7 protein-coding genes are annotated in these 11,267 nt (G+C 35.1%); all 7 read right to left on the bottom strand.

The genetic code is table 11. The features are described from left to right. On the bottom strand, positions 1–412 hold a 412-nt coding region (locus J8H85_RS10990), incomplete at its 3' end, for a helix-turn-helix domain-containing protein (RefSeq protein WP_209655245.1). Between the two features lie 117 nt (positions 413–529). Then, positions 530–1,993 carry a TlpA family protein disulfide reductase gene (locus tag J8H85_RS10985; RefSeq protein WP_209655244.1) on the bottom strand — a complete coding sequence of 488 codons (1,464 nt, stop codon included), beginning with the start codon at positions 1,991–1,993 and terminating at the stop codon, positions 530–532. A 135-nt stretch (positions 1,994–2,128) separates the two neighbouring features. Beyond that, positions 2,129–2,563, bottom strand: a complete 435-nt coding sequence (locus J8H85_RS10980) for a hypothetical protein (RefSeq protein ID WP_209655243.1) — start codon at positions 2,561–2,563, stop codon at positions 2,129–2,131. Between the two features lie 30 nt (positions 2,564–2,593). Next, positions 2,594–4,207, bottom strand: coding sequence for an FAD-binding protein (locus J8H85_RS10975; protein WP_209655242.1), 1,614 nt, complete (start codon positions 4,205–4,207; stop codon positions 2,594–2,596). A 4-nt stretch (positions 4,208–4,211) separates the two neighbouring features. Then, a complete protein-coding gene (locus J8H85_RS10970; RefSeq protein ID WP_209655241.1) occupies positions 4,212–4,562 on the bottom strand; it encodes a hypothetical protein in 351 nt (116 codons plus the stop codon). 103 nt (positions 4,563–4,665) lie between these two features. Next, complete coding sequence (locus J8H85_RS10965; protein ID WP_209655240.1) at positions 4,666–5,901, bottom strand: peptidoglycan-binding domain-containing protein; 1,236 nt, start codon at positions 5,899–5,901, stop codon at positions 4,666–4,668. A gap of 22 nt (positions 5,902–5,923) precedes the next feature. Next, positions 5,924–11,266 carry a CHAT domain-containing protein gene (locus J8H85_RS10960; RefSeq protein ID WP_209655239.1) on the bottom strand — a complete coding sequence of 1,781 codons (5,343 nt, stop codon included), beginning with the start codon at positions 11,264–11,266 and terminating at the stop codon, positions 5,924–5,926. Position 11,267 lies beyond the last annotated feature (1 nt).

Genomic DNA, 11,267 nt, shown 5'->3' with positions numbered 1-11,267 from the left:
GAGTTAATGGTTTATTAGACTTCTTTTTTGCTCTTTTAAATTGCATAGATTTAGGTTTACCTCTTGGTTTATGGTTTAAGCCTATAACACCATCTTTTTTATAATTACGATGCCAATTCATAATTACAGATTTAGTAGGGATATTAAATCTTATACAAGCTTGACTGAAAGATAATAAATCATTTTCAATGGCTTTTATCACTTTAAGTTTGAATGGTAAACTGTAGAGCTTATTCTTCCTGGGTAGTAATCCCTTTTTACCATATTTTTCATAAAACCGAATCCAATCATGAAGCGTTGTATGATGACAACCATATAATTTTGAAACAGCTTCTACTGTTTGATGATTTTTCAATACCTCCTTTACGCAACGAAGTTTAAAATCGTAATTGTACTTGACTTTTCTTTCCATAAAAATACCCTCAAATAGTGTCTAACTTTTTGGGGGCAGTTCAAAATCCACGAGGATTTTCTGAAACATAAGTAGACTAGAGCTAGCAATAAATTATGTACGGCTTATGTGCAGTATTTATTTTTCAGCTAGCTTCTTTTTTATTATTTCTTCGAACTCATTTATTGATGAGGAAACTGATAAAATTGTTCCTTTATCATCAATCGCAATGTAGTTCGGTAATGATTTGATTTCAAAACTCTTTGCAAAATGACTATCAAATGCCTCAGTACCAGCATATAGTTTTAAGCCGTTTAAATTTAGTTTGTCCAAAGCATTTTGCCATTTGTTTCTATCATTATCTAAAGATACCGTTAGGAATACAAGTTTATCCTCATTTGAGGTATCCTCAATTAACTTATTCCACTTAGGAAATGATGATATACAAGGTCCACACCAAGTTGTCCAAACATCAATGAATATTATTTTGTTTGCAAAGTCAGAAGATTTATGTTTTTTTCCATCAACATTTTCCAACTCAAAATCTGGTGCTGTTTTTCCAATCGCAAACTTTGACATTGAATTTTCTACTTGTTTTAATTGAGTCTCGATAATTTCCAAATTATTTTGAGTTTCTTGGTTATTTAAACTGTTTATAACTTTTTGGAACTCATTTATGTTTATACTGGCTTTAAAAATCTTAGCAGACGATATAAGGTGATTTACAAAAACAATCTTTTGTAATTGGTTTGTTTCTCTATTTTTATATAATTTATCAATTGCCTCAAAACCCTTATTTAGATAAAGTTCGTAGGATGATAAATCACTATTTGGATTTTCGTATCTAACAATGCTCATTATTGCATCGTTTATGAAGTTAACATATTCTCTATTTGTAAATAAATTTTTATCCGAAAGATTTACTTTATCCGAGTAAGTCAAAATCTCATCCGATTTACCATAGAATTTTAATTTTTCAACAATATCAGGTTTCTTACCGCTCATACGAAAATATAAGTTTGAATAGATTAAAGAACTTTTCTGTGATGTTATAAATTTTTCTTGGCTCTGTATATTCAAATTGGCAAAATACTTTTCTAAATAACTTATTCTCAAATCCGTTATGCTGTCTTGTATTATATAATAATCTATGTCAGCCGTGTTTCTTGTCGCAAGCACAGAGTGTTTGTCAGACATATTTTTCTCTGTTTTTATCCAATATTTTTGTTGGTCAATGTAATACTTGGAGAAATCAGCTTGTTTCCCTATAATCTTTATGGAATCGGGTTCTAACAAGTTTAAATCAATTTTGATTGAAGTTGTTAATTCTTTAGGTATTAAGAGTCTTAAAGGTTTTTGTCCGTTGAATACAAATAAGCCATCAGATTTTAGAATATTACTTTCAAAACTAAAATTACCATTTCCATCGATTTTAATTGTGTCTATAACAGTTGATAGTCCAATTCCAGTTGAATCTTTTACAAATAGAGCATAATCATTTGTATTATTTGAAACTGTTCCAGAAATCTGAATTTTTTCTGATTTTTCTTGACAAGCAGATAGCAAACAAGTACAAATTAAATAATTAATAAAGTTTTTCATCGGTAGTTTTTTATTGCGCATGAAGTAAAGATAAAGTTCCGTTTTAATGAACTTTATCGATTGTTAAACGAAGGTAGTTGAAAAATTCTACAAAGTCAAATACAAAATATATAGTGAACTACATATGAAAAACGTTTATTGTTGAACCTTTAAACTGGACCTTTTCAGTATTTCAACCTTTTTCAATTGGTCCGATTGTGTTTTTATCTGATCGCTGCTCTGAAATATCTTATTTAATTGGGAATTGAAAATAACTGCGTTTTTTTCCAAGGCAGGGCATTTAGCTAAATCTTTTTCCAATTGGGTTTTAACTTCGTGCAACGATTGTATTTGGTTTTCTTGGGTTGTAATTTGAGAGGATAAATCTGTTATTTTGGTTTCATAATTCATTATCGCGCTTTGTAGTTTGTTAACTTGCTCTTTACTTGCTTTAATTTCAATACCAAAAACTTTAAATTCTTCAGCATTTGTAAGTAGTTGTTTGAGTTCACCTTTAAAAACAAACAATGCGATAACAGCAACTAATGCCCAAATTAAAGTTTTAAACGGAAAGCTTGGTTTCTCTTCCATAATCCTGATTTTTAAATATGTAATTTTTTTTTATAATGATGCTATTAAATTTTCATTGGTAGCATCCATCGTTATTTCTTTTTTTGCTAACCCTGTGTCGTGTAAAAAATCATTGGAAAACATGGCCGCCATCTCATCGCCTAATAAAGCATTTCTGTACTGTTTCCATGTTTTTACAGTGTCTGCTCCATACATATGGTTTACCAATCCAGGATACGACCAATCACTGTTTTTTCCCCAATGGATGGTAAACGGTATGTTGTTTTGCTTCAACACTTCTATAATTCGTTTTGAATATTCCGTTAAGCTCATTATTTTCCTTGTTTTTTTCCATAAAACCCCATCAATTTCCAGCATACAGGTGATTGGGAATTTTGTAAATCCTAATGTGGCTTTGGTCTGTTTCACAAAACGCATAGCGAAAATGCCAGGGATGGGGCCTTCATTGTTTGTTAAATCGGCCAATAATTTTAATGCTTTTGATGAATTTTTATGGTCCACCCCAACCGAACAAGCAAACGCAGGACCTTGGTATGGGGCATCCCAAAAAATTTCGGGTAATGTGCCAGTTAATTCATCATCAACCTTAGGCAAGATGGTTTTCCGTAATTGTTTCACTAACCATGGAATACTTTTGGGGCACTTCTCAGCCATTTTAGTAAATAAGTGAATTAAATCGCGGTATAGGGATTGTTTTATTATGGGGAATGGGTCTTTGTAATCTGTTTTAAATGGTTTTTTATACATCAATTCAACCACGTACTCGGGTTCTTTGCTGTATTGATTTATAAAAACTTTGTAATGGTATGGGGTTGCTCCAAAACCATCTGCAGTAGTTTCTTCTGGAATTTTAAATGTGGCGTTTTTAAAATCGAGCGTATCGGCCAATTTTAGGGCCACATCTTTATGGATTTTTTTTACATAGCGTTTTAATAAAAACCGAGGTTCTGCTTCAATTACGATGCCGTGTAAAAAACCAAAACCACCCAATCCAACCAATGCTGCATTAAAAAGATGGTCGTTTCGTATGATTCTTGCACTTATTTTTTTAGCAAACGTGTCGTTTAAAGCGGGTTGGGTGTGGCGTTCTAAATAAACAACATCATTAGGATTTGGGCCTATTATCAAATTCAATCCTACTACATAATCTTGAATGGCTCCAACTTGAAATGCAGAACCATGAACACCTGTAGATACACAGCCAGCTATGGTTTGCCCATTACTGGCACCTGTGGTTTTTAACGATTTACCGTGTGCGGAAAGCACCTCGGAAGCGCGTTTAATTGTGGTGCCACATTCAAATAAAAATAAATTAGAAGCATCAAAATTGCAGTTGGTATGACAATTTTCTGCAACAATAGGGATGTGGATGTTCATAAAACCATTATAGTGCATGCGGTCTTTATGGGACGCAATATGGTTCATGGACCAGGCGGAACCATAAGCCCTAAAACCATGATTGGCCTCTTTTGTTTCCTTAAGAAGTCTGCGAATTTCGTTGGCAGCATCATTAAAGCGTTCTATTTTATTAGGCATGTTGCCATCGCCTTCCAATTCTGTTATGTACAGTTTTTTCAATGGGAAAGGACCATTATTGTGTAAGGTGTCCCATTCTTTTAGGTTATGTGTTTTTGTAGTTGCCATAATATTAATTTGCTGGTTTCATACACACGTATTTAATTTTCATTTTACGCTTTTTTCCAAAGGTTGCCATACTTAATAGGGAACCTCCAAAGGTGTTCCTAAATTCTACGGTATGTAGTTTGCCTGTTTTACATTTATCGGTTTCTTTAATGAGGTAGGTGAAATCTTTGGAAGTAACGCCTATTTTAATTACGGTATCAAGCTCTACAACTTCCATGTTTCTATAATAATCATCGCGATTAGAAAGCGGATCGGGTTGTGGCGTACCGTTGATGCTTCTTACTCTAATGGAATAACAGGAAGTAAGAAGAAAACATACTATTAATAGAACGATTATTTTACTTGTGTTTTTCATGTGATTATATTTATTGTTTATTATTGGACACATGCTGTTCGCTATTTATCTTTTTTTTGATAGATGAAATTTTTAGCATGCTCGTTTCATAATTTCTAATGATTTAAACAGATTTCAAACGTTTTAAAACATCTGAAGCGAACTGTGAACCGAAATTGCTGGATAAAGCCAAGGAATCTTCTCGACCTAACGTATAGTATAAACTGGTAACATTTGGCGGCGCATAACATAAAATTAAATCGGTAAGCACATTATAGGCACCTTTGGTTTGTTTGTTGGAATCTGTAAGTCCGCCGTAACTTGAAGAAGCAAATTTTGAACAATCTTGCAATTCGTTCTTATGGTTTATATAGCTTTTTCCGGCAATTACTTGACACCCTGCAGAATAATTGGAAGTTCCCACGCCAGACCAATGGATATTTATAGAGTTGTTCACCTGCATGCCTTTTAGGTTTCCACGACTGTCGGTAACCTTCAAATCCTTATCTGTAAGCGCATTGTCGTTGTCCCAATCCCTTAAAATCATAACACCATTTGGATCGTTTGGTTTTAAGGCACGGTAAATTTTCTTTTCTTCAGAAATTTTATGCCATCCAAAACGGTAAACGTGCTGTCCTTCTATCAAAAAGGCTTCGTCACTTCTTCCTGCCATATTTACGCTGGAATCTGTAGAACCCCAAAAGGTAAATACCATCCCGTTAATGAGTAGAAAGAATAAATCGTCATTTTCACGTCTCATGGCACTTTGGGTTTGATTTCGTCTTACGCCAATAAGATGAATATCTTTTGTGTTGAATGTCCAATCCGCTGGTTTTCTAGTAGAATAAGTTTTTGAAAGGCCATTTAGGTGTTTTAAAACGGGACCAGGATTGGTTTCGTAGTGACTTTTTGCTTGGTGCAGCAAATTCATCCAGTCGGTATATTGCTTTGTTGGATTAGCGGCGGTAATCGTTCCCCATTCGGCTACTTTGTTTGCTTGCTGCCAACGTTCCACATGTTTCATAGTGCCATTGCCCACAATGCCATCGGGAACCATATCAGTAACATGCTCCATGCTACGCACGTATTCTTGAAATAATCTAACAGCAGCCTGAGTTACATAACCAAAAACCCCATCAAAAGAAGCTCGGGGCATAAAACCTGCTTTATTTAAAAATTGCTGTAATTTTAATATGTCGTTACCTGTGCCTTCTCGAAATGAACGCCATTTTGTTCTATCGTCATCCCTAAAGGATACTTTGCCAATTAACAAACCGTCTATATGAAAAGGTTTGAGGTATAATTGTCGGTTTTGTGGTTGTTTTCCTTTGTCGCAATCTCCTAAATACATTGTAGCCATGGTTTTTATTTTTAATGGTTTATTAATAGTTTTTCAATTCTTTTTCAATTAGGGCTAAACACTTTTTAACCGTAGCATTTTTCACATAATGTAGGAGAAATTCAATTTGTTCAATTTCAATACTTATATAACGCGGACTGTATATTTGTTGAAAAATTTGTCGGTACCACATTAATATGGTTTCCTCTTGATGGTTTTTGTTGTTAGGATTAATCAATAAAATGGCATAACTAACTTCGGTCATTCCAATAAGCACTGAAATATCTAAGTCTGCTTTATCAAAGTCATCAAGTTCTTTGTAGAAGTTTTCCAAAAACTCTTCAAGGTTTCTAACTTGCTTGAAAGTTTTGTTTTTTTGCAATTGGTTCAATAGTTTTCCGCCGCCTAAATTTTCAAGTATAAAAGCTATAAATACCATATTAGAAAGCGCGTCTAAATATTGACCACTAAAGCGATCATCTGTAGCATCCAATGCTTCACTATAATATTCAAAGGCTATATTTAAGTATTCTATTTCTTTTTTAGGTTCTAAATATTTTGCGGTATGCTTGTAAGTGTTGCCAACTATGTTTAAGCGTCTTGAATTTCGTCCTGCTAGGGTAAGAAATTCTACGTTGGAAATATATTTGGTAATAACATCGTTAACCGCATTGGCTTTTCTTGATTTTTTAGCTTCATCAATATCATTTTTTAATCTTGTAGCGAGCACAACACAATATTGTTCTAAAGCTTTAATGGAATAATTACCATTATCGAACTTAAATAAGCCAGTATATTTTTCATAGGCCACATCGCTCATGCCCAATTCATCGTAAATCATGGCTTCTTTTTCAAGTACCATGGCATCCAATAAGTTAGATTCTTGGGCTAAAGCGATAAACTTATCCAATCGCATCTGCGCAGAATTTTTATCTTCTTTTTTATCGCGGATGGAAATAAGTAAATTATCTAAATCTGTATGAATTTGCGACGCCACTACATACTCCTCGTTATTTTGATTGGATTTTGTTCTATTCTTGAATTTATAGAATTGATTTCCGTAACATTGATAAGCGCCCCAAGTGTTTGAACTACGGTATTTTTGGTAACATTCAAAACGGGCCATTTGTACGGCAGTTCCAAAGTTGTATCCTTGGAACATGCGTTCATAAAATGTTTCAGAAAACACTTTGGCAGCACCATCATTTACCGCCCAACCCGAAATTATTATGGCTTTAACACCCATTTCAATAAGTTGTGTACCAATATTCGCAGCCAAACGGTTACGGTTTTTACTGTACAAATCATCTTCAGCATCTAAAACTCCGGAATAGCAACAATTGATAAAAATAAAATCTGGCACATAACCAATTTGGTTTATCATGGCGGGGTCTATACAAATACCATTTCCAATGGCGATGCCTACATTGCAATGTTCTGGGTCGTACACCCCATGGCCTGCAAAATGCATGATTTTGTAATGTTTGCTAAAAAGCTCCATCATGATGTTTTTGGCATTGGAGTTTATTAAAGCATTCGTATTGTAGCCAGCTTTTTTAAGTTTTACTGCCACCCATTCGGCTTCGGCTTTTGCTGCTTGCAATGGCGGTAGCTCTTTTTGGTTGTACATGGGGTCTCCAACTATTAACGCTTCAATATTATTGAGTGATACTTGGTTGTATCGAATGGAATCTTCGGTAACCAATTGCCGTATAAAGCTTGAGGTTACTGCTGCTGGAGTTTCCGAAGTATTGTTATCATGCAATAGTTCCCAAGGTATTTGGGCAGCATATTTATCCAGTTTTAATATTAAGTTGGTTTGATCTCTAAATTTACTTTTGAAATCGTTGGGAACTAACATTTCAAATAAAGATTTTGATAATCTTATGTCCCAGCTCGAACTGGTAGAAGTTTCTTTAAGTAAATGGTTTATTTTGAATAAGCCAATGCCTACCATTTCTTGTTCTACTCTAGCTAAATTACTGGAAGAGTAATATTTAAAACCAATAATTTCATTCTCAGCGTTGCATGTTTTATCTTCGTTTTTTAAACTATTAATATGAAGGTTGTACCACCAATCATATTCATTGGTATGAAACATGCGTCGCTTTTTGGCACCAGCACGTTTTGTAATGCCTTTGTTTAAAATGAACGGAATCCGATCATCGGTACCTTGTTGTCTGGATAAACTAAAATAAGCTTCACTGGCAAAACTTTCATAGTAGTTTATAATTTCAATATCTTGTATGGGTTGCAAGCCTTCTTTGGTTTCAATAATTTGTTTATTGGCTTTTGCAACACCCAATAAAATACCTTTTACAGAATCTTCAATGGTTAGTTTTCCGTAGCCACTGCCTATCAAAACAAACGAGATGCCTTTGGCGTATTTTTTGGCTCGCGATAAGGTGTAGTTGTCGCGCATAAACATGGCATATTTTAGTGTTGCCTGTTTTACAGCATTTGATAGTAAATAATGGGTGAGTCCTTCGGTACTTCCTAATCCGCAAACTATGGCGCCTTTTGGTTGTGTGTTTAAGTTGAAAAACACTTCACTTTCACCAACTTGCCCTGGATAATGGCCAATACTCATTCTTTGGGTAAGGCGTCTTTCTAAATATTCGTCCAATGCTTTTTCGGCACTTAAAATGAGATCCATGAAGAAATGACCCACCATAACAGGGTACGATGCCACCCTTAAATCGCCATGGATCACCTTAACATTGAATGAGGAGTTTTTGGTTTTTTCTTGTTTTTTTATGTCGAAAATAGCGTTAATAACGGCATCGGAATTGTAAGCGGGTTCTGGAGCGTCATATACTTCAGAAATGATTTCACCACCCCTTAAGGCTGGTTTTTGGGTACTGAGTGCATTGGTGCTTCCGGTTGATAAAATTTCAGAAATACCATGGAAAATATCCGAATCGTTTGCTAAATCACCATGCGATATTTGTGTGTAATATAAACGATTGCTGTTTAATAATTGTTTTGGAATTCCTGAAGCCCAAGTAACGCTTCCATCACCAAAAGAGGTTGCTTTGTAAACCAACTTTTTTTTACGTGATAAAAAACGGTTTTCGAACGAATAATCAAAAACGGTTTTATCCGCTTGTCCGCAGATGTAATAAATGTTTTTAAAAGCTTTTTCTTCTAAAGTTTTCAAATAATCTAGAACATCTTTTCTATAATCTTTAAATCCTGATAGTGATTTCGTGTTGGTATCCGGATTTGGCATGTCCTTTAATTCAGTCTCCTTATCCAAAGCTTTCCAAAAGTTGGGATCCCAAAAATCGCGATCGGAACCCTCTTCAATAGGCATCAATTCAAAAATACCCGGGTATTTCCAAAATACTTTTAATAGATCGGCTCTGTTGTTTTTAAAATCGATGGCAGCTAATTGTTTCACACGACTGCTATGACCTGTAAGTACTTCCATTATTAAATAGGAACCTAGCCAAGGCGTGCCCAACATAATGAATTTATTGGATTCGTTTTGGCTGAAATCAGTCCACACATTGGGAAAGTTCATCATAAATTGACGCACCAAAAGTCCTCCCATGGAATGAGCAATAATATGTACTTTAATATTCTGATATTTTAAAACAGTCTCGATTTTGTCTTTTAATATCTTAGCGGCATCTTTTAATGATTTTCGCCAATCGAACTCCATCGTTATCACATCATATTGCCCCAAAAGATGTTCTGCCAAATCATTATAATATTTTTCAATAACACCACTGGCTTCTACATTGCTTGCGCTAATATTTAGGTTTTTGGCTATACCGCCATCATTTATTTTACGCATATCTACCCAAAGGTGGTCGCCATTTTGGGAAATGGTAGACCCCATAATGCCAGGTACAATGATGACAACATCGCGAGTGATTTTAGTAGGAGCATACCGAACACCTTTAAGGGAAAGGGCATCCAATAAAATACCACGTTCACCATCAATGTATAACGACTTGGTATATAAGGTAACAGGGTTTTGATTGGTGGCATGTAAGGCTTCCAATATGGCTGCGCAGGAACCATTTTCTGAAAAGTAGTTAAAATGATTGGTGTCACTGCCTTGGGAAATGTGTTTGTAAAAGCCGTTTTTTCTAACAACCCCGTGCTCCATACGTCTGGTATCTACCACCAAATCATTTGCTTCGCGATAAAACAAATTGGCAAGAATGACTTTTAGTGAACTGAAGTTGATGCCACCTACTTCAGAGTCGCCCGCAATATTATATAAGTCGCTTTCTACCACAGAACCAGAAATGTTCATCATTTTTTGAAACATGGATTCTGGCATCATAGCGTTTAAACCGGGTAATACTTCGGGGTCATCTTTTTGGCTCACCAGTTCCAATAGAAAAGCTTTAACCGAGTGGTAAAGTGGGTTGGCAATTCCAAAGGCTATGGAAACAGCATTCAAAAATAAATTGAAAAAATGATCTGCCCGACGCGATAAAATGGTAGTGCCACTAGCTGGTGCTGCCACCCGAATCACTTTATTTACAGTTAACTTTTTGCTTTTTGCTATCATATTAATAGCTTCCATATATTCCCAATGCGCTTTTTCGCCGCCGCTTTTTAAGATGTCTATTTCTTTATTGTTGAATCCGGTAACGGTATTTCTATGGTCGCATTTTGCTAAAATGTCTGCAACTAGACCACCACGGGAATGACTTATGATGTCAATAGTGCATCCTGTGGGACAAGCTTTTAAAAAATCGAGAGCGTTTTGAAGCGGGCTTACCGAAAGTGTATAATGTTCCAGCGCCCAAATGCGGCTGCCATATTTGGCAACAATATCATCCCATGCAGAATTGTTGTTGTTTAAGTTGTAAAATGCATCGATGGAAGTGGACAACGTACCATGAAGTAAAAGTAAAAATGGCTTAGAGGTATTACTTGGGGTGGTATATTTGATTCTTTTTAAATTGGAATCTATTTGATATAAATCTGGATTTGGTTGAATTTTTTTATCATAAGATTTAGCCAATTCCATGATGGCCACCTCAGCAACTTTCTTAGGTGTAAAAACACTAAAAACCTTCACTAAAGCACGTTTTATAACACCACGATTGGCATCTTCTGAAATGATTTGAATATCAAAAATATAGTCTTCACTATATAATGACCGTTTGGTTACCGTTTTTTCATCATAAATAGCCTGTACATCTTCAGGGTGTCCTATCCATTCCGTGTTATCGGTAAATTGTATGGCAATAAGATCGTTTTCTTCTAGGGTTATGGTATTAACGGTGTTAGCGGCACGATTGGAAGTAACTTCAATATAAGATTTTAACTCAAATTGTTGTTCAAGTGTGTTTGGAACCGTGTGGTTAAACGATTTTACATCATGCTCTATTCCTAATATTTTAGCTGTTTTAGCCATA

The organism is Mariniflexile gromovii, from assembly GCF_017814435.1.
Lineage (GTDB): Bacteria > Bacteroidota > Bacteroidia > Flavobacteriales > Flavobacteriaceae > Mariniflexile > Mariniflexile gromovii.
Note: the sequence above shows the minus strand (reverse complement) of the source record. Positions and strands in the feature narration are given on the sequence as shown.